The organism is Streptomyces sp. NBC_01089, assembly GCF_045162975.1.
Lineage (GTDB): Bacteria > Actinomycetota > Actinomycetes > Streptomycetales > Streptomycetaceae > Streptomyces.
This window is the reverse complement of sequence record NZ_CP108660.1, coordinates 3,114,977-3,137,113: the sequence shown is the minus strand read 5'-3', so window position 1 is coordinate 3,137,113 and position 22,137 is coordinate 3,114,977. Positions and strand designations below refer to the sequence as shown.

Annotated in this window: 19 protein-coding genes; 15 read left to right on the top strand and 4 right to left on the bottom strand. The window is 70.6% G+C overall.

The genetic code is table 11. From position 1 onward, the window contains the following. Window positions 1-14 precede the first annotated feature (14 nt). The 4 genes from OG510_RS13780 (at window position 15) to OG510_RS13765 (ending at window position 4,825) form a co-directional block, all read left to right on the top strand. A complete protein-coding gene (locus OG510_RS13780) occupies window positions 15-1,385 on the top strand; it encodes a DUF6716 putative glycosyltransferase (protein ID WP_406137056.1) in 1,371 nt (456 codons plus the stop codon). Beyond that, window positions 1,385-2,725, top strand: a complete 1,341-nt coding sequence (locus OG510_RS13775) for a cytidylyltransferase domain-containing protein (protein ID WP_406137055.1) — start codon at window positions 1,385-1,387, stop codon at window positions 2,723-2,725. Before OG510_RS13780 ends, OG510_RS13775 begins: the two co-directional genes overlap by 1 nt. A gap of 11 nt (window positions 2,726-2,736) precedes the next feature. Continuing rightward, complete coding sequence (locus tag OG510_RS13770; protein ID WP_406137054.1) at window positions 2,737-3,660, top strand: N-acetylneuraminate synthase family protein; 924 nt, start codon at window positions 2,737-2,739, stop codon at window positions 3,658-3,660. 130 nt (window positions 3,661-3,790) lie between these two features. Next, a complete protein-coding gene (locus OG510_RS13765) occupies window positions 3,791-4,825 on the top strand; it encodes a hypothetical protein (protein WP_406137053.1) in 1,035 nt (344 codons plus the stop codon). A 13-nt stretch (window positions 4,826-4,838) separates the two neighbouring features. Here OG510_RS13765 and OG510_RS13760 read toward each other — a convergent pair whose 3' ends face one another. Continuing rightward, window positions 4,839-6,365 carry an ATP-binding protein gene (locus OG510_RS13760; RefSeq protein WP_406137052.1) on the bottom strand — a complete coding sequence of 509 codons (1,527 nt, stop codon included), beginning with the start codon at window positions 6,363-6,365 and terminating at the stop codon, window positions 4,839-4,841. Window positions 6,366-6,458: 93 nt separating this feature from the next. Next, entirely contained in the window at window positions 6,459-7,046 is a 588-nt protein-coding gene (locus OG510_RS13755; RefSeq protein WP_406137051.1) for a signal peptidase II, read from the bottom strand. A 257-nt stretch (window positions 7,047-7,303) separates the two neighbouring features. Between OG510_RS13755 and OG510_RS13750 the strand changes: the two genes are divergently transcribed. The 11 genes from OG510_RS13750 to OG510_RS13700 all read left to right on the top strand — a co-directional run bounded on the left by OG510_RS13750 (window position 7,304) and on the right by OG510_RS13700 (window position 19,679). Continuing rightward, a complete protein-coding gene (locus tag OG510_RS13750) occupies window positions 7,304-8,698 on the top strand; it encodes an amidohydrolase (RefSeq protein WP_406142387.1) in 1,395 nt (464 codons plus the stop codon). A gap of 152 nt (window positions 8,699-8,850) precedes the next feature. After that, complete coding sequence (locus tag OG510_RS13745; RefSeq protein WP_406137050.1) at window positions 8,851-9,909, top strand: BMP family protein; 1,059 nt, start codon at window positions 8,851-8,853, stop codon at window positions 9,907-9,909. 170 nt (window positions 9,910-10,079) lie between these two features. Beyond that, a complete protein-coding gene (locus OG510_RS13740) occupies window positions 10,080-11,807 on the top strand; it encodes an ATP-binding cassette domain-containing protein (RefSeq protein WP_406142386.1) in 1,728 nt (575 codons plus the stop codon). After that, window positions 11,804-12,934: an ABC transporter permease gene (locus OG510_RS13735; protein ID WP_406137049.1), complete on the top strand. Its 1,131-nt coding sequence runs from the start codon at window positions 11,804-11,806 to the stop codon at window positions 12,932-12,934. Before OG510_RS13740 ends, OG510_RS13735 begins: the two co-directional genes overlap by 4 nt. Next, a complete protein-coding gene (locus OG510_RS13730; protein ID WP_164258447.1) occupies window positions 12,931-14,220 on the top strand; it encodes an ABC transporter permease in 1,290 nt (429 codons plus the stop codon). The genes OG510_RS13735 and OG510_RS13730 overlap by 4 nt, the downstream gene beginning before the upstream one ends. Next, window positions 14,217-14,606, top strand: coding sequence for a cytidine deaminase (locus tag OG510_RS13725; protein ID WP_406137048.1), 390 nt, complete (start codon window positions 14,217-14,219; stop codon window positions 14,604-14,606). The genes OG510_RS13730 and OG510_RS13725 overlap by 4 nt, the downstream gene beginning before the upstream one ends. 129 nt (window positions 14,607-14,735) lie before the next feature. Continuing rightward, entirely contained in the window at window positions 14,736-16,013 is a 1,278-nt protein-coding gene (locus OG510_RS13720; protein WP_406137047.1) for a thymidine phosphorylase, read from the top strand. Window positions 16,014-16,075: 62 nt separating this feature from the next. Continuing rightward, the gene (locus OG510_RS13715; RefSeq protein WP_406137046.1) at window positions 16,076-16,405 is read left to right on the top strand and encodes an STAS domain-containing protein; all 330 of its coding nucleotides are present in this window, start codon (window positions 16,076-16,078) and stop codon (window positions 16,403-16,405) included. A 203-nt stretch (window positions 16,406-16,608) separates the two neighbouring features. Beyond that, the gene (locus tag OG510_RS13710) at window positions 16,609-17,193 is read left to right on the top strand and encodes a GNAT family N-acetyltransferase (RefSeq protein ID WP_406137045.1); all 585 of its coding nucleotides are present in this window, start codon (window positions 16,609-16,611) and stop codon (window positions 17,191-17,193) included. A gap of 159 nt (window positions 17,194-17,352) precedes the next feature. Next, window positions 17,353-18,366, top strand: coding sequence for a hypothetical protein (locus OG510_RS13705; RefSeq protein ID WP_406137044.1), 1,014 nt, complete (start codon window positions 17,353-17,355; stop codon window positions 18,364-18,366). Next, on the top strand, window positions 18,363-19,679 hold the full coding sequence (locus OG510_RS13700) for an MFS transporter (protein ID WP_406137043.1): 1,317 nt from the start codon (window positions 18,363-18,365) through the stop codon (window positions 19,677-19,679). Before OG510_RS13705 ends, OG510_RS13700 begins: the two co-directional genes overlap by 4 nt. A 32-nt stretch (window positions 19,680-19,711) precedes the next feature. Here the strand turns inward: OG510_RS13700 and OG510_RS13695 are convergent, their stop codons facing one another. Both OG510_RS13695 and OG510_RS13690 read right to left on the bottom strand, forming a co-directional pair. Beyond that, on the bottom strand, window positions 19,712-20,686 hold the full coding sequence (locus OG510_RS13695) for a sigma-70 family RNA polymerase sigma factor (RefSeq protein ID WP_406137042.1): 975 nt from the start codon (window positions 20,684-20,686) through the stop codon (window positions 19,712-19,714). A gap of 128 nt (window positions 20,687-20,814) precedes the next feature. Beyond that, a complete protein-coding gene (locus tag OG510_RS13690; RefSeq protein ID WP_406137041.1) occupies window positions 20,815-22,077 on the bottom strand; it encodes an MFS transporter in 1,263 nt (420 codons plus the stop codon). Between the last annotated feature and the right edge of the window lie 60 nt (window positions 22,078-22,137).

Below are 22,137 nucleotides of genomic sequence, written 5' to 3'. Positions count from 1 at the left end.
CTACCTTCATCGGTGTGCAAGCAAGTACAAGCGATGTTCTCCGCGTTGCCGTGATCGCCGATTCCGACACCCGTTGGAAATGGGGCGCGCTCACCGCACGCCGCCTCTCCGTGGGGGACGCACGGCTCAGCGGCTTTCTGCTGCGCGGCCGGGCCACGCCCACGCCGCGCCAGCTCGCCGAGGTCGGGGCCGGTGTGGACACGGCCGACGTACGGGAGGTGACGGGGGCCGAATTCCTCCGCGCCGTCGAGGACGACGGCTATGACGTGGTCGTCCTCGCGCTCGTCGGCGGCGCCGTCCAGGCCATGCTGCACGGCCTCGCCGCGCTCACCACCTCCGCGGTCACCACCCCCGTGGTCTCCACCTCCGCGCGGCGGCGGCCCGTGGTCGTCACCGGCTACGTCGGTGTCGTCTACGAGAAGCTGGCCGACGGCCTGCTGCTGCGGCACGGCGCCGACGTGGTGCTCGCCAACTCGCCGCACGACGCGGCACGGTTCCGCGCGGTGTACGAGGGGGTGGGCGCCGACGCGTCCGCGGTGACCTGCACCGCGCTGCCCTTCCTCGGCGGGGCGCCGTACACGGGGGACACGCTGAAGACCGTCGTCTTCGCCGCCCAGCCCTCGGTGCCGGCCTCCCGCGCGGACCGTACCTATCTGCTGCGCAGGCTGGCCGAGCACGCCCGGCTGCACCCGGACCGCGAGGTGCTGCTCAAGCTGCGCTCCCAGCCGGGCGAGCACACCACACACATCGAGGAACTGCCGTACCAGAAGCTGGCGGAGAAGCTGCCCGGCGGGCTGCCCGCCAACTTCCGCCTGGTGTACGGGCACATGGGCGAGGTGCTGGACCGCACGGACCTGCTGGTGACGGTCTCGTCGACGGCGGCTCTCGAATCCCTGCACCGGCGCATCCCCACGGCCGTACTCACCGACCTCGGCATCCGCGAGGCGCTCGGCAACCACCACTTCCTCGGCTCCGGCTGCCTCGCCTCCTGGGACCAGCTGGACTCCGGCACGAGCCCGGAGGCCGACCCCGCGTGGCTGGCCGCCCAGGGGGTGGCCGCTGACGGCAGCGGGGAAGTCCCCGAGGGGGGAGCGCCCCGCGGCGGAGCCCCGTACGACACGGCCTTCGACGCCGCACGCGAGCGGGTCGCCCGGCTGCTCCTGGAGCCCGAACTCCCCCCGATCCAGCCCTACTACACCCTCGCCACCGCGCCCGGATACCTCCCCGGCATCCTCGCCCGCTACCGGCTGGACGCCGCCCCCGACACCGGGACCGGCGGCGTACGGCGAGTGGTGCGCGACGCCGTACGGGACGCGGCGCGCGGGGCGTACCGCCACGGCGTCCAGCGCGTGGCACCCGTCATCCGCCGCATGGGAGAACTGTGATGCCCACCGAAGCCACCGAAGCCACCGAGGCTGTCGAAGCCTTCGCAGCCGCTGATCCGGCCGGGCTGCCCCCGACCGCCAGGTCCGTACAGCCCGCGGCACCGGCCGCACCCGCGAGATCCCCCCGGGTCCTGGCCGTGATCCCGGCGCGTGGCGGGTCCAAGGGCGTACCGGCCAAGAATCTCGAAGCGGTCGGCGGTGTACCGCTCGTGGCCCGTGCCGTACGGGCCTGCCTGGGCGCCCGCCGCGTCACCGACATCGCCGTGTCGACGGACGACGAGCGGATCGCGACGGCGGCCCGCGAGGCCGGCGCCGATGTGGTGCTGCGCCCCGCCGAGATCGCCGGTGACACGGCGACCAGCGAGGCCGCCGTGCTGCACGCGCTCGACGCGTACCAGGGAACGGATGTCGTGCTGCTCGTGCAGTGCACCAGCCCCTTCCTCACCAGCGAGGAGATCGACGGCGTGACCGCCGCGGTCACCGACGGCGGCGCGGACACCGCGCTGACCGTCGCCCCCACGCACGGCTTCGTCTGGCGCGAGGAACACCGCACCGACGGGATCGGCACGGACAAGTCCGGTACGGACAAGGCCGGTTCGGACAAGGTCCGCACGGAGACCGTCGGGGTCAACCACGACAAGGCGTTCCGCCCCCGCCGTCAGGACCGCCCGCAGGACTACCTGGAGACCGGCGCGGCCTACGCGATGGACGCCGCGGGGTTCCGTACCGCCCGGCACCGGTTCTTCGGCGAGACCGCGCTGGTCCGTACCGACCCGGCCAGGGCGCTGGAGATCGACGACCCGCACGACCTGGCGCGCGCCCGCGCCCTCGCGCCGCTGCTCGACGTCCGTACGCTGCCTGGCCGCGACGACATCGACGCCGTCGTCCTGGACTTCGACGGCACCCAGACCGACGACCGGGTGCTCATCGACTCGGACGGCCACGAGATCGTCGCCGTCCACCGGGGCGACGGCCTCGGTATCGCGGCGCTCCGCGACACCACGGACCTCAAGCTCCTGATCCTCTCCACCGAACAGAACCCGGTCGTCGCGGCGCGCGCCCGCAAGCTGCGGGTGCCCGTGCTGCACGGCATCGACCGCAAGGACCTCGCACTCAAGCAGTGGTGCGAAGAACAGGGTGTCGCGCCCGAGCGCGTGCTCTACGTCGGCAACGACGTGAACGACCTGCCGTGCTTCGGCCTCGTCGGGTGGCCCGTCGCGGTCGCCCAGGCCCACGACGCCGTACGCGGCGCCGCACGCGCGGTCACCACCACCCCCGGCGGCGAAGGAGCGATCCGCGAGATCGCCGCCTGGCTCCTGGGCCCCACCCTCAACAAGTAAGGAACCCCCTCATGAGCACCACCCGCCTCCGTACCCTCGGCGCCAAGACCGCGGGCCCCGGCAACCCCGTCTACATCACGGGCGAGATCGGCATCAACCACAACGGCGAGCTCGACAACGCCCTCGCCCTGATCGACATCGCCGCCGAAGCCGGCTGCGACGCGGTCAAGTTCCAGAAGCGCACCCCGGAGATCTGCACCCCGCGCGACCAGTGGGACATCGAGCGCGACACCCCGTGGGGCCGTATGACGTACATCGACTACCGGCACCGCGTCGAGTTCGGCGAGGACGAGTACCGCGCGATCAGCGAGCACTGCGCCGAGCGCGGCATCGACTGGTTCGCGTCGCCGTGGGACACCGAGGCCGTCGCGTTCCTGGAGAAGTTCGACGTACCGGCGCACAAGGTCGCCTCCGCGTCGCTCACCGACGACGAGCTGCTGCGCGCGCTGCGGGCCACCGGCCGTACGGTGATCCTGTCCACCGGCATGTCCACCCCGAAGCAGATCAGGCACGCGGTCGAGGTGCTCGGCAGCGACAACATCCTGCTCTGCCACGCCACTTCGACGTACCCGGCGAAGGCCGAGGAGCTGAACCTCCGGGTCATCAACACGCTCCAGGGCGAGTACCCGAACGTCCCGATCGGCTACAGCGGTCACGAGACCGGCCTCCAGACCACGCTGGCCGCCGTCGCGCTCGGCGCGGCCTTCGTCGAGCGGCACATCACGCTGGACCGCGCCATGTGGGGCTCCGACCAGGCGGCGTCCGTCGAGCCGCAGGGGCTGCAGCGGCTGGTGCGTGACATCCGCACCATCGAGGCGTCGCTCGGTGACGGCGTCAAGAAGGTCTACGAGTCGGAGCTGGCCCCGATGAAGAAGCTGCGCCGGGTCGCGGGCGTCGTCGCCGAGGGCGCGGACCGCGAGCCCGCGTCGGTCTGAGACCGGCCGCCCAGGCCGGAGAGGCCGGCCAGGAGAACCGGAACCGGCTCCTGGGACCGGCCCTGAGAACCGGGACCGGGCCTGAGACCGGCCCCCGAGCCCGGAGACCCGAGACCGGAGAACCGCCACTGTGAAGAGCGCCCCCGCCACGCTCGCCTTCGTGGAGAGCCCCGTCCAGCTGCTCAACCTGCTGGAGTGGGCCCACACGACGACCAGGGACCTGACCGTGGTCGTCCTCTCACCGCTCGACCCCATGTCCCGGGGCCAGCTCCGCCGGATGGCCGAACTGGCCCGGGGCGAGGGGATCACGGTGCGCTGGGAGGAGGCGCGTGGCGGAGTGGCGGCGCCGTTCCAGACCATCGGCGGGCTGGCACCCCTGCTGCGCGGGGCCGGCCGGATCGTCATCGGTGACCCGTTCTCGCGGTACGTGCAGCTCCTCCTCGCACTGACCGGCGCCAGGGACCTGACAGTGGTGGACGACGGTACGGCGACCATGGAGTTCATCGCCCAACTCGCCGCGGGGGAGCCCCTGGTCCGCTGGCACAGACGCGGCCGCCGCGGCCCCCGCGACCTGCTCTTCGCCCCGATGGCGTCGGCGGCCCGCCGCCGCCTCACCCCGTCCGGCCGGCGCGCGGTCGAGGTCTTCAGCTCGATGCCGGTGGCGGAGGCACCGCCCGGCCTGACGGTCACGGCCAACGACTTCGCCTGGACACGCTCCCGCTTCGGCCCGCCGAGGATCACCCGTACATCGGACCTGGTGGGCACCTCGCTCGTGGAGACCGGGGTGGTGGACGAGGACCGCTACCTCGCGGCGGTGACGGGGCTTGCCCGTACGCACCAGGTGACGCGGTACTTCGCCCACCGGCGCGAATCCACCGAGAAGCTGCACCGGCTGCACGCGGAGACGGGCCTGGAGATCGTCCGCCCCGATCTCCCGCTGGAACTGATCGCCCGCCGCGGTCCGATCGGCCGCACGATCGTGAGCTTCCCGTCCACGGTGGTCCACACCCTCCCGCTCGCCCTGGCAGGCACGGAGGTCCGCGTGGCGGTCTGCGACATCGACCCCGCGTGGCTCACGGACACGGCGTCCCCCAGGGCAGAGGGATTCCTGGCGGGGGTGACGGGGACGGCACGCGACGTACAGCGGCTGGCGCCGGGGGTGTGAGTTGCCTTGAAGGTCACACGAACCTGGCTGCTCCCCAGCGCGGCGGCCCGCCGTACAGGGCGTCGAGATCCACCAGCGCTACATCTTTTCGCTGTCCGGCGGTCCGGACCAGGTCGGGGAAGAAGCCGTTCAGGGAGAACAGCGCCAGAACCGTTCCCTCTGTGTTGTAGCCCTGTGAGGCCAGAAGGCTCCGGATGTGTTCCAGCCGGGCGAGATCGTGCGGGCTCCGGCGTTCGATGGTCGCCTTGGCTTCACCGAGCAGATGAATACGTGCGCCGGGCTGTTGCGGCCGGCTGTCCAGATCGAGCGCGACGACGTCGACCTCGTGCGCGGTCTTTGCCCTGGGGTCGGAAACCACGGTTGTACCGATCGCTCCCAACTCCAGTCCGGGCAGCAGCTCGTGGGCGTAGTGCCCGGTCCACTGACGGGCCAGATCTTCGAAATGCGGCCCGAGGATCTTCGACTGGAATGTGGCAGCGGACGCCCGCCACGCCTGATCGGCACGCCCGCGATCGATGAGATCGGCTCGGGGAACCGCGATCAGCTGATTGAAGCGGATCACGGGATCCGCGAGCTTGATGCTGGTGTTGCGGCCTCGGAGGACGTCAGCCTCCTTCACCACGTACCCGGAGCTGGCCAGCACGTCCAGCGGGTGGGCCAGAGCAGTGCGTTCCCTGCCGACCAGGCCACCGATCTTCGTGGGGGACGATGCCCCGCGTGCAATCGCCGTCAGCACGTCGTAGTAGAGCGTACGGCGGGTGATGCGGGGGTCCTCACGCAGCAGATGCTCGGTCTCGGTGCGGGTGAAGACACCGATGTCCGGGCTCAGAAGGTTGTCCATGACCCAGGTGTCGAACGTGTCCACGGAGCCGGGTGTGCCGGTGGCGACCAATTGCCGGTAGCCAGGTGCCCCGCCGAGGACGGCATGCAGCCGGAGTGCCACATCCGGGTCGTCGACCGACCAGAGCTCTCTCGCGGTCCGGTAGTCGAAGGCCGTGAGCCGCATGTCCAGGGCGGCTCGGCCTCGCAATGGCTGGGTGCCCGAAAGCAATTCGTGCATGACGCTCATCGCTGAACCGCAGAGGATGATCCGGCCCCGGACGGGGGCGCCGGGGCCGGTCCGCGAGTCGTCGTAGAGCTTCTGCAGGATGCCCGGGATCTCCGGCGAGTGCTCCAGCAGGTAGGGCAACTCGTCAATCACGAGCAGAGGCAGCGCCGCCTGCCGTGCGACCTGGTCGAGCGCCGTCGTCAGTATCCGCTCCCAGTCACCGATCCGGACTTCGGCTTCCGGGAGACCGGCGTATGCGGCGACAGCGGCAGTGGCGCGTTCAAGGGCGGCGATGCGGCCCTCTTCCCGTACGGCGCTCAGGTACAGACCTCCAGCCTGTTCCGTCAGCGCACGAAGGAGGAACGACTTGCCGTAACGCCTGCGGCCGGAGAGCAGCCCCAGTCGCAGTTGCGGGTCGTCGGCTGCCAGGAATTGGTTCAGGATGCGCCATTCGCGATCGCGGGCAAGCACTCGGGCGGGCTTCTCCAGCAACCGGGCCACCTCATTCGTATAACTCCAGATATACGAATCAGTATAAGTCGAGGAGGGGAATGGGTGCCCCGGGGCGGGGCCGGACCGCCCCCGTCACTCGGCGCCGCCCCCCGGCTGCTCCTTGACGTTCACGGTTCCGTCCAGCCCCCGCCCGCGGAAGGCGAGGATCACCATCAGGGCGCCGCCGCAGGAGATCGCCCAGTCGGCCAGGTTCATCACGCTGAAATCGCGGACCGCGATGAAGTCGACGACCGCTCCTCGCAGGCCGCCAGGCGAGCGGAAGAGGCGGTCCGTCAGGTTGCCGAGGGCGCCGCCGAGCAGCAGCCCCAGCGCGATCGCCCACGGGCCGCTGTACAGGCGGCGCGCCACGCGGATGATCACCAGGGCGATGGCCACCGCGATCACCGTGAACAGGATGGTCGTCGCCCCGCCGATGCCGAACGCCGCACCGGGATTGCGGATCGCGCTCAGCTCCAGCCAGCCGCCGATCACCTTGACGGGGGCGTGGCCCTCCAGCTTCGCGACCACGGCCAGCTTGCTGCCCAGGTCGACGGCGTACGCGATCCCCGCCACGGCCAGCAGCAGCGAGGTCCGCCGTCTGCCCCGCACCCCCTCCTCCGCCCGGACGTCCTGCTGCGCTTCCGCGTCCGGCACCGGATTCGTCACGTTCAGCCACCTCATGTCTGCCGTCCGGTCGCATCCCGGCTCACGGCCACGGTCACGGCGGCCCCGGTACGGGAACCGCCTCCCCACCAGCCTAGGGAAAGCCCTGCGGCCCCTCGGGCCCGCCCGGACCGGAGCGGCCCCCTGCATTACCCACCAAACCCTCACTCCAAGCCCGCCGCACCATGATTCTTTCGCCTAAGCGGCTGAACTTTTGTTGATCGATGGTTAGTTGAGCAGTGAAGGGGCCTAACCTTGAACGGGTGAACCAGTTGATGTCCCGTGAGTCCGATGCCGAGCAGCCCGGCCCCTCCGACGGTGCCGGTGATGCCCATGGCGGTGGTGATGCCCTCGCCGGTGGCCGCCCCGCCTCCGACGTGGCCCTGCCCGGTGTGCTGCCCGCCGACCTCCGTGCCGAGCTGATCGCCTTCCGCCGTGATCTGCACCGGCACCCGGAGCTGGGCAACCAGGAGTTCCGTACCACCGCCGCCCTCAAGGCGCGGCTGGAGCTGGCCGGGCTCGCGCCCCGCGTGCTCAACACCGGGACCGGCCTCATGTGCGACATCGGCATCGATGGCGCCGACGGCATCGATGGTGCCGATGGCGTTGATGGCGCCTACGGGGGTGGCAGCGGTGACGGGGGTGACAGCGGTGGCGACGCCCCCGGGGCTCACGGTGGCGCCGCCCCCCGCCCCATGCTCGCCCTCCGTGCCGACATCGACGCGCTGCCCATCCCCGACACCAAGGCCGACTGCGACTACCGCTCCACCGTGCCCGGTATGGCCCACGCCTGCGGGCACGACGTGCACACCACCGCCGTGCTCGGCGCCGGGCTCGTGCTCGCCCGGCTGCACCGTGCCGGGCAGCTGCCGTACCCGGTGCGGCTGATCTTCCAGCCCGCCGAGGAGGTGCTCCCGGGCGGCGCCCCCGACGCCATCGAGTCCGGGGTGCTCGAAGGCGTCGGCCGGATCATCGGGGTGCACTGCGACCCCAAGGTCGACGCCGGGCGGATCGGGCTGCGGGCCGGGCCCATCACCTCCGCCTGCGACCGGCTCGAAGTCAGTCTGGACGGGCCCGGCGGGCACACCGCGCGGCCCCACCTCACCACCGATCTGGTGACCGCCGCCGCCAAGGTCGTCTCCGAGGTCCCCGCGCTGCTGGCCCGGCGGGTCGACGCCCGCGCGGGGCTCGCCGTGACCTGGGGGCGGATCGAGGCCGGCCACGCCTGCAACGTCATTCCGCAGCACGCCGAACTCTCCGGCACCGTGCGCTGCCTCGACCTGGACGCCTGGCGGGCCGCCCCCGACCTGGTGCACGCGGCCATCGCCGAGGTGGCCGACCTGCACCGGGCCAAGTCGGTGATCAATTACGTACGCGGGGTGCCGCCCGTCGTCAATGACGGCGCCGTGGCCGAGCTGTTGCGCGACGCGATGACCGCGCGCCGCGGACCGTACTCGGTCGAGGACACCGAGCAGAGCCTGGGCGGCGAGGACTTCTCCTGGTACCTGGAGCAGGTGCCGGGCGCGATGGCCAGGCTCGGTGTGCGTACGCCCGGCGACAGTGCCCGAGGCGACCTGCACCGGGGCGACTTCGACCCCGACGAGGCGTCGGTCGAGGTCGCCGTGGAACTGTTCACCGCGGCCGCGCTGCTGGATGGACACCGGATGTAGGCACACAGGTCACCGGACGGGCCCGGCCCCGTTCGCGTCGATCCGATAACAGGTTCCGAACGGGCCTTTACCTGACATCTACGCGCGTTACGATCCTCGCGAAAACCAGCGCCGGAAGAGGCGCTCCAGGTTTGGTTTGAAGGGACCTCCTCTTGCGCCGGGTAACCAAGATCGCCGCGTCTGGCATAGCCACCGCTGCTCTCGCTCTCTCCGTCTCCGCCTGTGGCAGCACGTCGACCCAGCAGGAGGACTCCAAGTCCTCCTCGTCCGGCTCGTCCAAGGGCGTCAAGGTCGGTGTCGCGTACGACGTCGGTGGCCGCGGGGACCACTCCTTCAACGACTCGGCCGCCCGCGGAATGGACAAGGCGAAGAAGGAGTTCGGCGGCAGCATCAAGGAACTCACCGCGAAGACCACCGACACCGAGGCCGACCGCATCCAGCGGCTCACCGACCTCGCGGACGCGGGCTACAACCCGATCGTCGGCATCGGTTACGCCTACGCGAACTCGATGAAGCAGGTCGCCGCGAAGTACCCGAAGGTCACCTTCGGCATCGTGGACTCGGTCGTCGACGCCAAGAACGTCGACAACATCGTCTTCACCGAGGAGCAGGGCTCCTACCTCGCGGGTGTCGCCGCGGCGCTCAAGTCCAAGACGCACCACGTCGGCTTCATCGGCGGTGTGGACGTCCCGCTGATCAAGAAGTTCGAGGCGGGTTACGTCCAGGGCGTCAAGGACACCAACAGCAAGATCAAGATCGACCGGCAGTACCTCAGCCACGGCTCGGACACCTCCGGCTTCGCCAGCCCCGACAAGGGCAAGGAGGCGGCGCAGGGCATGCTCGACAAGGGCGCGGACGTCGTCTACTCGGCGGCCGGCTCCTCCGGCAACGGCGCCATCGAGGCCGTCAACGGCAAGAAGGGGGCCTGGGCGATCGGCGTCGACTCGGACCAGTACAACATCGCCTCGCTGGCGAAGTACAAGTCCTCGATCCTGACCTCGGTCGTCAAGAACGTCGACATCGGCGTCTACGACCTGGTCAAGTCGGTCAGGGCGGGCAAGCCGATGACCGGTACGCACACCTACTCGCTCGCCGAGGGCGGGGTCTCGCTGGCCACCAGCGGTGGCTTCATCGACGACATCAAGACGCAGCTCGACGCCGCGCAGAAGAAGATCGTGGACGGCAAGGTCAAGGTCAAGACGACCCCCTGACCGCCCGACACCTGGGCCCGGTGCGAGGGTTGCGTACCTCTCGCCGGGCCCATAACAATGTGTCAACTCTACGCGTGTAGCGCGTAGTTGACGCGTTAGCGTCTCACCGCATCCCCGCCTCCGCCGGGGCTCCGCCGCCCCATCGCTCCTTCTCCCGAGGAGAGTGCGCCATCAACGCGTCCAGCCCTCCCGCCGTCGAACTGCGCGGCATCACCAAACGATTCCCCGGTGTCGTCGCCAACCGCGACATCGACATCACCGTCCGCAAGGGCACCGTGCACGCGCTGTGCGGTGAGAACGGGGCCGGCAAGTCGACCCTGATGAAGATCCTCTACGGCATGCAGAAGCCGGACGAGGGCACCATCGCCGTCGACGGCGACCAGGCCGTGTTCGCAAGCCCCGCCGACGCCATCGCCCGCGGCATCGGGATGGTGCACCAGCACTTCATGCTCGCCGACAACCTCACGGTCCTGGAGAACGTGGTCCTCGGCGGCGAGAAGCTGTACGGGATCGGCACCAGGGCCCGCAAGAAGATCCGGGAGATCTCGGACGCGTACGGCCTGAACGTCCGCCCGGACGTTCTCGTCGAGAACCTCGGTGTCGCCGACCGCCAGCGGGTGGAGATCCTCAAGGTCCTCTACCGCGGCGCCCGTACGCTCATCCTCGACGAGCCGACCGCGGTCCTGGTCCCGCAGGAGGTCGACGCGCTCTTCGACAACCTCCGCGAGCTCAAGTCCGAGGGCCTGACGGTCATCTTCATCTCGCACAAGCTCGGTGAGGTGCTCTCCGTCGCCGACGAGATCACCGTCATCCGGCGTGGCACGACCGTGGGCAGCGCCGACCCGGCGACCACCACGTCGAAGCAGCTGGCCGAGCTGATGGTCGGCAGCGAGCTGCCCTCGCCCGAGACGCGCGAGTCGACGGTCACCGACGCGCCGATGCTCACCCTCGACGGCCTGAAGCTCACCGCGGTCGACACCGACGGTGTCGTACGTGAGGTGCTCTCCGGGATCTCCTTCACCATCCACCGGGGCGAAGTCCTCGGCATCGCGGGCGTGGAGGGCAACGGCCAGGCCGAACTCGTCGAAGCGATCATGGGCATGCGGGACCCCGACGGCGGTGTCATCACCCTCGACACCACCGACATCTCGCACGCGCCCACCCGCAGGCGCCGGGAGAGCGGCGTCGGCTACATCCCCGAGGACCGCCACCGGCACGGTCTGCTCCTGGAGGCGCCGCTCTGGGAGAACCGGATACTCGGCCATGTCACGGAGCGGCCCAACTCCCGCCGCGGGCTGATCGACGCCAAGGCGGCGCGCGCCGACACCGAGCGGATCGTCGCCGAGTACGACGTGCGTACGCCCGGGATCGACGTCACCGCGGCCTCCCTCTCCGGCGGCAACCAGCAGAAGCTGATCGTCGGCCGCGAGATGAGCCACCGCCCCAAGCTGCTGATCGCCGCACACCCCACCCGGGGTGTGGACGTCGGCGCGCAGGCCCAGATCTGGGACCAGATCAAGGAGGCCCGCCGCGAAGGGCTGGCCGTCCTGCTGATCTCCGCCGACCTGGACGAGCTGATCGGCCTGTCCGACACGCTGCGGGTGATGTACCGCGGACGGCTGGTCGCGGACGCGGACCCCGCCACGATCACCCCCGAGGAACTGGGCTCGGCGATGACCGGAGCCACGGGCGGCCACCTGGAACACGGCGAGAACGCCCGGCCCGACGGGACGGACGCCCCGAAGACCTCCGGCGCCCCGAAGACCTCCGGCGCCCCGAAGACCCCGGGGATCCCGCAGCCCCGCAGGACCCGGGAGAGCCCCACGACCCGGGACACCCCGGAGACCCCGGAGACCCCGGACACCGCCGGCGGCGAAGCTGGGGGAGAGGACCGATGAAGAAGTACACCTCGCGCATCGACCGGGAGCGGCTGCTCCTCGGGATAGCGGCCCCCCTGCTCGCGGTGGTGGCGGCCCTCGTCGTCACCGCCCTGGTCATCCTGGCCACCGGCAAGAACCCGCTGTCCGCGTTCAGCGACATGCTGACGTACGGCTCGGCCAGCGACAGCCAGATCTACATCCTCAACAAGGCGACCACCTACTACCTCGCCGGTATCGCGGTGGCCGTCGGCTTCCGGATGAACCTCTTCAACATCGGCGTCGACGGCCAGTACCGGATGGCCGCCTTCTTCGCCGCGGTCGTCGGCGGCGCGCTGACGCTGCCCGGCATCGTCCAGATCCCGCTGATGATCGTCACCGCCATGCTGGTCGGCGCGATGTGGGCCGGTATCGCGGGCGTACTGAAGGTGACCCGGGGCGTCAGCGAGGTCATCTCGACCATCATGCTGAACTCGATCGCCACCGCGGTCATCGCCTATCTGATGCAGCCGGGCCGGCTCGGCCAGCTCGACGACGCGGGCACCCTGGTCTCCACCAAGCCGCTGCCGAAGTCCTCCTGGTTCTTCTCCATCGACACCGGCCCGGCCGGGATGCTCTGGGGCTTCATCTTCATCGCGGCGCTGGCCGGTGTGGCGTACTGGTTCGTGCTGGGCCGCACCCGCTTCGGCTACGACCTGCGGGCCGTCGGCCAGTCCGAGTCCGCGGCGTCGGCCAGCGGTGTCAGCGTCAAGAAGATGGTCGCCACCAGCATGATCATCTCGGGTGCGATGGCCGGTCTGATCGGGATGCCGACGCTGCTCAACGACAGCCACATGTACAGCAACGACTTCCCGCTGGGCATCGGCTTCACCGGGATCGCCATCGCGCTCCTGGGCCGCAACCACCCGGTCGGCATCGCGCTCGGCGCGCTCCTGTGGGGCTTCCTGGAGCGCACCACCAACCACCTCGAATTCATGGGGTACGACAAGGAGATCCTCGGCGTGATCCAGGGCGTCATCGTCCTGTGCGTCGTCATCGCCTATGAAGTCGTGCGCCGTTACGGACTCAAGCGCCAGCAGCAGAAGGTCGGCGCCGAACTCGCCGCGCAGGCCGCCGCCCACTCGAACCAGCAGGAGGTGACGGCATGACCGCGACCATGACCGAGACTCCGCCGCCAGCGGCTCCCAAGGCGGCGAACGCCAAGTCCGGCCGCTCCAGGCTCTCGCTCCCGAAGATCCTGCTGATCGTCGCCGGCGCCCTGGTCCTGCTCTCGCTGGTGCGGATCGTCACCGGCGCCGACCAGCTGACGTCCGAGGGCCAGATCAGCGCCTCGCTCGGACTCGCGGTGCCGATCGGCCTCGCCGGTCTCGCCGGGCTCTGGTCCGAGCGGGCCGGTGTGGTCAACATCGGCCTCGAAGGCATGATGATCCTCGGCACCTTCGGGGCCGGCTGGATCGGCTGGCAGTCCAGCCCCTGGCTCGGACTGCTCGCGGGCATCACCTTCGGGATGCTCGGCGGGCTGATCCACGGGATCGTCACCATCACCTTCGGCGTCGACCACATCGTCTCCGGTGTGGCGATCAACCTGCTGGCGCTCGGCCTCACCCAGTACCTCGCGAAGATCTTCTTCAACCACGGCGCCGCTGCGGCCGCCGGCGGCAACCCGAAGCAGTCCCCGCCCGTCGACTCGATGCCGAACGTCACCGTGCCGGGTCTCTCGGACGGGCTGTCCTCCGTCGAGAAGCACCACTGGTTCTTCGTCTCCGACCTGGCCGGTGTACTCGGCGGCCTGGTCACCGATGTGTCGGTGCTGACGATCATCGCCGTGCTGCTCTTCGTGGGCACCTGGTGGGTGCTGTGGAAGACCGCGTTCGGGCTGCGGCTGCGCTCCTGCGGCGAGAACCCGATCGCCGCCGAGTCGCTGGGCGTCAACGTCTACACGTACAAGTACGCGGCGGTCGCCATCTCCGGCGGTCTCGCCGGGCTCGGCGGTGCCTTCCTCGCGATGGTGCCCACCCACATCTATCTGGAGAACCAGACCGGCGGCCGCGGCTACATCGGTCTCGCCGCGATGATCTTCGGCAACTGGCGTCCGGGCGGACTCGCCATGGGCGCGGGCCTGTTCGGCTTCTCGGACGCGCTCCAGCTGCGCAACGGCGGCGAGACCGTACACGCCCTGCTGCTGCTCATCGTGGTGCTCCTCGCGCTGCTCGCCGGCTGGAAGCTCTACCGCAAGGCGGTGCTGCAGGGCGCGATCAGCGCGGTCATGGCCGTACTCATCCTGGTCTGGTACCTGTTGACCGACGATGTCCCGTCCGACTTCGTGGGAGCCACCCCCTATGTGGTGACCCTGCTGGTGCTCTCGCTCTCCGCGCAGCGGCTGCGGATGCCCAAGGCGGACGGCATGCGCTACCGGAAGGGCCAGGGCAAGTGACAGAGGTCGACTGGGACGTACTGCGGGAGGCCGCGCGGGACGCGATGTCCCGTGCGTACGCCCCGTACTCGAAGTATCCCGTCGGTGTCGCGGCCCTGGTGGACGACGGGCGCACGGTCGTCGGCTGCAACGTCGAGAACGCCTCGTACGGCATCGGGCTGTGCGCCGAGTGCGGTCTGGTCTCCCAGCTCCAGGCGACCGGCGGCGGCCGGCTGACCCACTTCACCTGTGTCGACGGCGCGGGCGCGGTGCTCGTGCCGTGCGGGCGCTGCCGCCAGCTGCTGTACGAGTTCGGCGGGCCCGGGCTGCTGCTCGAAACCCCCGAAGGGGTGCTGCCGCTCTCCGAGATGCTGCCGCAGGCGTTCGGCCCGCAGCATCTGAACTGACGGGCGCCCATGGCCCTTCCACCGCGTGGAAGGGCCATGGGCCACCCCTCTCGCTCTGCTCTCTATGCGCGTAGAGTCGTGCGTCACGCATCACGTCATGAACCCCCTGCCGGAAGGAACGCCAACTCCATGGACGTCATCTCTGTCATCCGCACCAAGCGGGACCGGGGCGAGCTGAGCCCCGAGCAGATCGACTGGGTGATCGACGCCTATACCCGCGGTGCGGTCGCCGACGAGCAGATGTCGGCGCTGGCGATGGCGATCCTGCTCAACGGCATGAACCGCACCGAGATCGCCCGCTGGACCGCCGCGATGATCAACTCCGGTGAGCGGATGGACTTCTCGGCGCTGTCCAGGCCGACCGCCGACAAGCACTCCACCGGCGGCGTCGGCGACAAGATCACACTGCCGCTCGCCCCGCTGGTCGCCGCGTGCGGGGCCGTCGTACCGCAGCTGTCCGGCCGCGGCCTCGGCCACACCGGTGGCACGCTGGACAAGCTGGAGTCCGTGCCGGGCTGGCGGGCGCTGCTCTCCAACGCCGAGATGATGGACGTCCTCGACTCGGTCGGCGCGGTCGTCTGCGCGGCGGGCGACGGTCTGGCCCCCGCCGACAAGAAGCTGTACGCGCTGCGCGACGTCACCGGCACCGTCGAGGCGATCCCGCTGATCGCCTCCTCGATCATGTCCAAGAAGATCGCCGAGGGCACGGGGTCGCTCGTGCTCGACGTCAAGGTCGGCTCCGGCGCCTTCATGAAGAACCTGGACGACGCCCGCGAACTCGCGTCGACCATGGTCGGGCTCGGCACCGACCACGGGGTCCGCACGGTGGCGCTGCTCACCGACATGGCGACCCCGCTCGGTCTGACCGCGGGCAACGCCCTCGAAGTGCGCGAGTCCGTCGAGGTGCTCGCGGGCGGCGGCCCCGCCGACGTCGTGGAGCTGACCCTCGCGCTGGCCCGCGAGATGCTGGACGCGGCCGGTCTGAAGGACGCCGACCCGGCGAAGGCGCTCGCCGACGGCTCCGCGATGGACCACTGGCGGCGGATGATCGCCGCACAGGGCGGCGACCCGGACGCGGCGCTTCCGGTCGCCCGCGAGCAGCATGTCGTCACCGCCCCTTCGAGCGGGGTGCTGACCCGGCTCGACGCGTACGACATCGGGGTCGCTGCCTGGCGTCTCGGTGCGGGCCGTGCCCGCAAGGAGGACCCGGTGCAGGCGGGCGCGGGCGTCGAGCTGCACGCCAAGCCCGGTGACACGGTGACCGGGGGGCAGCCGCTGCTGACCCTGCACACGGACACTCCGGAGAAGTTCGCGTACGCCCTGGAGTCGCTGACCGGCGCCTACGACATCGCGCCCGCGGGCACCGCGTTCACCGCGAACCCGATCGTCCTGGACCGCATCGCCTGACCGGACGGTCGCCTGGCAAGACGACCGCGCGACCGTACGGACGGGTGGGGCCGGCGCCGGCGATGAGTTCCGGGCGCCTCGCCGGTCTCCCTGATGTGGATGTCACCGAGCCGCTCGTGTTCGTGGTCACCGGCCCGGTCGGCCGGGCCGATGTCCCGCGCCTGTGCGAGGAGCTGCGGCGGCTGCTACACGGCGCCGGGGCGGCCGGGCGGACGGCGGGCGCGGTCGACTGCGACGTGGGCGGTCTCGTCAGGCCCGGCCTGGCCGCCGTGGAGGCGATCGCCGGGCTCAGGCTCACCGCACTGCGGTACGGCAGCCGGATACGGCTCCGCAACGCGTCGCCCGCGCTGACCGAACTGCTGGCCCTGACCGGCCTCGCGGAGCCCCGGTAGTCGTGACGTGCCCGTAGCGTCTGACGGGGGCGTACTGGGCCGGCCAACTCCCTGCCCGCACGCGCGCCCGCACGGGAACGGGACTGTTCGGCACGGGGACTGTTCGGCACGGGAACGGGACTGTTCGGCCCGAGCGGGGAACTTTTCCACCGAGTCGATCATCGAATCCTGTGATGCGAAAAACAGAGACCGCGGAACCCGCAGTGACCGCAGAAACCATCGACGACATACGCCGCCGCTTCTTTCCCGTGCGGCTCCCGGGCGCGGGCAGCGGAGTCGGCCGGTGCGTCGACGAGGCGACGTTCCGGGAGGCGGTCGGCGAGATCTACGCGTCCGTCTTCCCCGACCGGGACGCCTACCCGTACCGCCCCAAGTCGCAGGAGCTGGTCACGGAGTACCGGACGCTCCACCAGGAGCGGATCCTCATGGAGGACGGCGACGGAAAGGTCATGGGGTGGCTGAAGGGCCGGATGGCCGACCCCGACACCTTCTACCTGGGCACCAGCGGAATGCTGCCCGAATACCGCGCGCAGCGCGTCGCCGCGCTCTGTTACGTCAAGCTCCTGGAGTACCTGCGGGCGGTCGGATACGAGCGGGTGACGTCCGAGCACCACCCGAGCAACCGCACCGCGATGATCTTCCAGTTGAAGCACGGGTTCAGCATCGAGGGCATGAGCCTGGACGAGCGCTGGGGGCCGATGGTCAAGATGGTGCGCTTCTTCGACAAGGACCGCCAGGAGGAGTTCGACCGGCGCTTCGGCTTCGAGCAGTACCCGAAGGTCGCCTGACCGCGCCCGCCCCCCGCCAGGACGCCCCACCACCGACTGCCTTGAAACGAGCGACGGTTCCGTACGGAGCCGCCGCCCCGAGGCGTGTCCGGCACCAGGCGTGTCCGGCATCAGGCACGGCCACGCCCCGCCCCCCACTCAGCGACCCGATGAGGAAGCGTGCACATCACCTACCTGCTCGCCACCGGCAGCAACGCCATCTACGACGGAAAGTACAGCCGGCACGGGCGCTTCCACACCTACGGCCAGCACAGCTTCGTCCTCGACCTGATCCGGACCATGAGCAGAGCGGGCCACACCGTCCGGCTCGTCGTCGACACCCCCTCCAGCTTCGCGCTGACCTCGACGTTCCGCGACATGGAAGCCGTCACCGTGACGGAGGAGAAGGAGACGGACCCGTCGGACAAGACCGATCTGATCCTGGTCGACGAGGTGCCCGACGAGATGCTGATGCGGTTCGACGCGCACATACCGGCGTTCAGGATCGTCCACCACGCGGGGCGCCGGTCGTCCGACTACCTCGTCTCGCGCTGCGAGCGCTTCCTGTGCATGACGGAGAACGCGCTGTCACTGCAGCGCAGGTACCTCCCACCGGGCCGGGCGGTCCTCGCCCACCAGGGTGTCGACCTGGAGCGCTTCCCCGCCGTCCTCACCAGGAGCGGCGCGCGGCGGCCACGGGTCCTGCTCTACTGCCGGCTGGACTCCGGGCGCGAGGCCCTCCTCGGGCGGATCATCGAGAACATCGACCGCGACGAACTCCTCGTGTACGTGGCGGGCGACGGCCCGGGATTCTGGGACATGAGCGACCGCTTCGGCAGCGAGATCATCCTCATCAACCATGTGCCGTGCCAGTCGATCCCCCACCTCCTCGGGGAGATGGACGTGGTGATCTCCCTCGGGCGCGGCGCGATGGAGGCCATGGCCACGGGGATTCCGACCCTCTGCGCGGGCCACCACTACGCCGGCCCCATCACGGCGGACAACATCGACTCGCTCCTCCGGTACAACCTCACCGGCGCCGACAGCGACCGCCACCCGTCCCTCGTCATGGCGGACATCCGCGAGGCGCTGGACGGCGACCGGCGGGCCGTGCGGGCGCTGGCGGAGGAACGGCTGTCGGCCGACGCCTTCATGGAAGGTGTGTCCGACCTGTACGCACAGGTCGCCGGATGACGGACGGGGCGGTCAAGACGTCGCCCGGGCTTCTCGCGTCCCGTAATCCACGGCTCTACTACGCCGGGCTGACCGTCTCCCAGATCGGCACCAACACACAGCTCGTGGCCCTGGGCTGGTTCACCTACCGGCTCAGCCACAACGCCATCGTGCTCGGTGTCGTCACCGCGGCACCGATCTTCACGATGCTGCTGTTCAGCCAGGTGGGCGGGCTGGCCGCCGACCGCTTCCCGCCGCGCCGGGTGCTGCTGTGCACCCACGCCCTGCTCGCCCTCATGGCCCTGCTGCTCGGCCTGTTGGCGTACAGCGGCTCCCTCGCGGTGTGGCACCTCGTGGTCAGCGCGCTCTGTATCGGCAGCATCAACGCGATCGGTCTGCCGACGGAGCAGGTCTTCGTATCGGAAGTCGCGGGCGACACCCTGCTCAGACGGGCGGTCACGCTCAACAACGTCATCCTCAACCTGTCGTTGGTCGTCGGCTCCTCCCTGGCGGGCCCCCTCATGGGGGCGCTGGGCCTGGGCGGGGTGGCCCTGCTCAACGGGCTCTCCTATCTGACGATGCTCACCGCGCTCCTCCTCGTCAGCCCGGCGCAACTCCATGTCCGTCCCCGGCGAACGGGCGGGCGGCCCCGGGTGCGCGGCGCCTGGGGATACGTGCGGCACAGCCCCGGCCTCGTCCTGCTGCTGCTCGTCATCGGCACCGTGGGCCTCTTCGGTACGAGTCTCCCCTCGCTGCTCCTGCTGCTGACGTCCGGCGAACTCGCCGGGCAGGCCGGGGCGTACGGCATCCTGCTCGCCGTCATCTCCGTCGGCTCCCTCATCGGGGCCTGGCTGACCTGGCGCACCAAGGTCGTGCTGGGCACGGTGCTGATCGGCAGCCTCCTGCTCGGGATCCTCGAACTCGCCACCGCGGCGATGCCGTCCCTGCTGACCCTGGGTCTGGTGCTGCTGCCGGTCGGCATGGTCTCGCTCGTCCTGCGGGCGGGCCTGCTCAGCCTGGCGCAGCTCCAGACGCTGCCGGAGTTCCGCGGCCGGGTGATGGCGATCTTCCAACTCGTGTACCGCGCGGGCTGGTTCCTCGGCACCCTGGCCGCGAGCTGGGTGGCGCAGACATGGGGGCCACGTCCGGCGATCGCCTGGGGCGGGGCGGCGGTGACGCTGTCCGTCACGGTGATCGTCCTGGTGATGACGGCGTGCCGCGCGATGTCGGTGTCGCTGGTCCCGAGGCGCGTGCCCCGGGTCAGCATCGCCCTCGCACCGCAGCCCGAGGGCCGCCACCGGCGGCCCCCGAGGCACCTGGCGGCAGACACCTGAGCACGCCTGAGGACGGCTAAGACCCTGTCTCGCTACTCCTCCAGGCGCTTCGGCAGGTCGAAGAGCGGGAACCAGCGCTCGGTGTCCAGGAACGAGGTGATCCCGGCGACCCGGCCGTCCGTGATCTCGATGACCATGAGCGCCCAGGGGTCGAACCCGCCCGCCTCGCCCGGGTGGTAGTGGGCGAAGGCCGGGGTCCCGTTGGCCACGGTCGGGACGAGCCGTGAGCCGCGGCAGACCGAGCCGACGCCCAGCATCCAGCCGACGATGTTGTCGTGGCCGCACAGCCACAGGTCGTACGGCGGCATGGACAGCGTGGCGTCCTCGTGGAGGAGAGCGGTCAGCGCCTCCATGTCGTACCCCTCGAAGGCCGCGACATAGCGGGCGAGCAGCTTCTGCTGCTCCTCGTCCAGCGGATCGGCCGCGTCCGTGTCGGCGGGCGCGCACTCGGCGAGCGTCGAACGGGCGCGCTGCAGCGCGCTGTTGACCGAGGCGACCGTGGTTTCGAGCAGCTCGGCGACCTCGCTCGCCTTCCAGGCCAGCACCTCGCGGAGGATCAGCACCGCCCGCTGCTTGGGCGGCAGATGCTGGAGCGCGGCCACGAAGGCGAGCCGGATCGTCTCCCGCTCGACCGCCTTCTCCGCCGGGTCCACCAGGGACGGCAGCACCCGGCCGTCCGGCACCGGCTCCAGCCAGGCCGCCTCGGGCCGTGCGTTGAGCGCCGCTCTGGCCACCGGGGTGGCGTCGGACAGGTCCATCGGGCGGGCCCGTCTGTTGCCCGCGGACAGCATGTCCAGGCAGACGTTGGTCGCGATCCGGTAGAGCCAGGAGCGCAGCGACGAGCGGCCCTCGAACCGGTCGAAGCTCCGCCAGGCGCGGACCATCGTGTCCTGCACGGCGTCCTCCGCCTCGAAGGACGAACCGAGCATCCGGTAGCAGTAACCGGCGAGCTCCGTCCGGTGTCTCTCCAGACGTGCGTCGAGGTCTGTCGCCGCCAGGTCGCTCATGGGGTGCCCCCTGCTTGTTTCCCGATTCGCACCAGCGATTCCGAAACTACAGGGGCCCACTGACAACGGCATGCGGATCGGCCGCCGACCACCTTTTCGGGGCCGGGCCGCCGGTCAGACGCCGCCGGTCACCGCACGCCGGGAGGGGCGGTCCGCGCGCTGTGCGACCCGTACAGCGTGATGGCCAGGACGCCGCCGACCGCGAGCAGCCCCAGCGCCACCGTGCCCGCCCAGCCCTCGGCGTGGAACGCGGCGGCGCCCAGCGCGCCGCCCGCGCTGCTGCCCAGGTAGTACGCGGACTGGTAGAGCGCCGAAGCCTGGGCGCGGCCCGTCTTCGCCGTGTGGCTCACCGACGAGGAGGCGACGGCGTGCCCGGCGAAGAACCCGGCGGTGATCAGGACGAGGCCGAGCAGCACCGCCGCGATCGTGTCGGCCAGCGAGAGCAGCAGCCCCGCCGCTGTCGTCGACACCGCGAGGTAGAGCGCGCCGCGGCGCCCCAGCCGGCCGACGAGCCGGCCGGCCGTCGCGGAGGAGACCGTACCGACGAGATAGACCAGGAAGACCGAGCCGACCAGCCCCTGCGGGAGGCTGAACGGCGCGCCCACCAGCCGGTAGCCGATCACCGTGTAGACCGCGCCGAACACCGTCATGAACAGCGCGCCGATCGCGTACAGCCTGCGCAGCAGCGGGTCGCCGAGATGGGTGGCGACGGTACGGCCCAGGGCGCGCGGGTCGAGCGGGACCGCGGTGAAGTTCCGGGCGCGGGGGAGCAGCAGCCGGAAGACGACCGCGCAGAGGACCGACAGGACGCCGATCGCGCCCAGTGCCGTACGCCAGCCCGCCGCCTGGGCGACCCAGCCGGCCAGGATCCGGCCGCTCATGCCGCCGATGGAGTTCCCGGCGACGAACAGCCCGATCGCGGCGACCAGCGCCTTGGGCCGCACCTCTTCGGCGAGGAAGGCCATCGCCGACGCCGGGAGCCCGGCGAGCGCGGCCCCCTGCACGGCGCGCAGCACGATCAGCGAGCCCACGTCCGGCACGAAAGGCACCAGCAGGCCGATGGCCACCGCGACCGAGAGGGACGCCGTCATCATGGTGCGCCGCCCGAGCCGCTCGGACAGGGCGCTCAGCGGCAGTACGAACACGGCGAGCCCGCCGGTCGCCGCCGAGACCGTCCAGCTGGCCTGCCCGGCCGTGGCACCGAGACCGGAACTGATCGCGGGCAGCAGGGCCTGGGTCGAGTAGAGGAGGGCGAAGGTCGCCATGCCCGCGGAGAAGAGCGCGAAGCTCATACGGCGGTAGCCGGGGCGGCCCGGTTCGAGCTGCCCGGACGGGGAGGGCGCGGCGGCGGCACTCACGGTGGTGAGTGCCCCGGTACTGGCAGGAGGCATGCTCCGAACGTAGGTCCGGGAGTCTGATGCGTCCAATGCATGAACTGGCCATAATCGTTC

Excerpts from the sequence above, each read along its gene's own strand:
- OG510_RS13770 (WP_406137054.1), top strand. The coding sequence starts at position 2,737 with ATGAGCACCACCCGCCTCCGTACCCTCGGCGCCAAGACCGCGGGCCCC.
- OG510_RS13755 (WP_406137051.1), bottom strand. The coding sequence starts at position 7,046 with ATGAGGTGGCTGAACGTGACGAATCCGGTGCCGGACGCGGAAGCGCAG.
- OG510_RS13775 (WP_406137055.1), top strand. The coding sequence starts at position 1,385 with ATGCCCACCGAAGCCACCGAAGCCACCGAGGCTGTCGAAGCCTTCGCA.
- OG510_RS13735 (WP_406137049.1), top strand. The coding sequence starts at position 11,804 with ATGAAGAAGTACACCTCGCGCATCGACCGGGAGCGGCTGCTCCTCGGG.
- OG510_RS13715 (WP_406137046.1), top strand. The coding sequence starts at position 16,076 with ATGAGTTCCGGGCGCCTCGCCGGTCTCCCTGATGTGGATGTCACCGAG.
- OG510_RS13700 (WP_406137043.1), top strand. The coding sequence starts at position 18,363 with ATGACGGACGGGGCGGTCAAGACGTCGCCCGGGCTTCTCGCGTCCCGT.
- OG510_RS13720 (WP_406137047.1), top strand. The coding sequence starts at position 14,736 with ATGGACGTCATCTCTGTCATCCGCACCAAGCGGGACCGGGGCGAGCTG.
- OG510_RS13750 (WP_406142387.1), top strand. The coding sequence starts at position 7,304 with ATGTCCCGTGAGTCCGATGCCGAGCAGCCCGGCCCCTCCGACGGTGCC.
- OG510_RS13690 (WP_406137041.1), bottom strand. The coding sequence starts at position 22,077 with ATGCCTCCTGCCAGTACCGGGGCACTCACCACCGTGAGTGCCGCCGCC.
- OG510_RS13730 (WP_164258447.1), top strand. The coding sequence starts at position 12,931 with ATGACCGCGACCATGACCGAGACTCCGCCGCCAGCGGCTCCCAAGGCG.
- OG510_RS13695 (WP_406137042.1), bottom strand. The coding sequence starts at position 20,686 with ATGAGCGACCTGGCGGCGACAGACCTCGACGCACGTCTGGAGAGACAC.